We start from the raw sequence: 1,645 nt of genomic DNA, 5'->3' as shown, positions 1-1,645 counted from the left end.
GGCGACGGACTGGCACGGGGTTATTTAAACCGGCCGGAATTGACGGCGGAGAAATTCGTAGACAACCCGTTCGAGCCGGGGACGCGGATGTACCGGACCGGGGATTTGGCGAGATGGCTGCCGGACGGCAACCTGGAGTACCTGGGCCGGATCGACCATCAAGTGAAGATCCGCGGCTACCGGATCGAGTGCGGGGAAATCGAGGTGCGGTNATGTACCGGACCGGGGATTTGGCGAGATGGCTGCCGGACGGCAACCTGGAGTACCTGGGCCGGATCGACCATCAAGTGAAGATCCGCGGCTACCGGATCGAGTGCGGGGAAATCGAGGTGCGGTTTCTGGCGCATGCGCAGATCCGCGAAGCGGTGGTCATGGCCCGCGAGGACGAGCAAGGGCAGGCATACTTGTGCGCGTATCTCGTGAGTGACGAAGCTGTTCCGGTTGTAGAACTACGGGCGCACCTGGCGGTACAGCTGCCGGAATACATGATTCCGTCTTACTTTGTGGAACTGGAGAAGCTGCCGCTGAACTCTAACGGCAAGGTGGACCGCAAGGCGCTGCCGGAGCCGCAAGGGCTGGTGCAGGCGGGAAAGGAATACGAAGCGCCAAGCACGCCGACGCAGCGGCAACTGGCGGAGATTTGGCAGGAAGTGCTGGGAGCGGAGCAGGTCGGCGTCTACGATAACTTCTTTGTGCTGGGCGGCGACTCGATCAAGGCGATCCGCCTTGTCAGCCGGATGAATTGCGACATGGAGGCGGATCTCCCGTTAAGAGAGTTGTACCTGCATCAGACTATCGGAGAGCTGTCCGACTTCTTATCTCAGGAGCGCAAGCCGGACCGGCAGCTGGAGTCGGGGCGGGAGATGCTGGAGCAGATGAAGCGGCGCATCATGGAGGATTCCGAGCAGGCGAAGCACCTGCCGGAGGATTACGAGGACGTGTATCCGCTTAGCAAAATTCAACAGAGCATGGTGTTCTACTCGAGATTGCGGCCGGAGGAGCCGATCTACCACGATCAGTTTTTGCATCACCTCAGGATCGTGTCGGCGGACCGGTTCGCAGAAGCGCTGCAGCGGTTATCCGACAAGCATCCGATTCTGCGCACCACCTTCGATCTCACGCATTTCGAGGAAGAGGTCCAGCTTGTGCACGCCCGGATCGTGCCAGAGCTTTCGGTGGAAGATGTCTCCTCATTTAGCCGGGAGGAGCAGGAGCGCGTCATCCGTGCGCATATCGATCAGGACCAGCGCAACTTGTTCCGGTTTGACGGCAAGGTGCTGTGGCGAGTTCGCTTGTTCCGGATGAATACACAGCATGATTATTGCATGGTGTTTACGGTCCACCATGCGATTCTGGACGGATGGAGCGTGGCGTCCTTTCAGCAGGAGTTTGCAGGCATTTATCAGCAGCTGCTGCAGGGAGAGCCGGCGGAGGTCAAGCCGCTGGATAGCAATTACAAGGATTATGTGGCCATCAACCGGTTCCGGGAGAGCGACGAGGAGAGCCGGCAATATTGGATCCGCGAATTGGCGGGGTATACCCGAAACAAGCTGCCGTTTAACTACGCGGGCAAGAAGAGGGACCGCGGAGCGGCCAGCAAAATTTACCGCAGGCCACTGAGCAGCACGCTGCTGGGAGCCTTGAA

General features: G+C 59.3%; 1 protein-coding gene and 1 pseudogene. Both read left to right on the top strand.

What is annotated here, in order from left to right:
* Positions 1-204, top strand: a pseudogene (locus ACAN56_RS35365) (hypothetical protein); the annotation flags it as partial.
* An 8-nt stretch (positions 205-212) separates the two neighbouring features.
* The coding region (locus tag ACAN56_RS35360) for a condensation domain-containing protein (protein ID WP_379148777.1) at positions 213-1,645 on the top strand (1,433 nt) is incomplete at its 3' end.

The organism is Paenibacillus paludis, from assembly GCF_042610515.1.
Classification (GTDB): Bacteria; Bacillota; Bacilli; order Paenibacillales; family Paenibacillaceae; genus Paenibacillus_AQ.
This window is presented reverse-complemented; position numbering and strand designations above follow the sequence as displayed.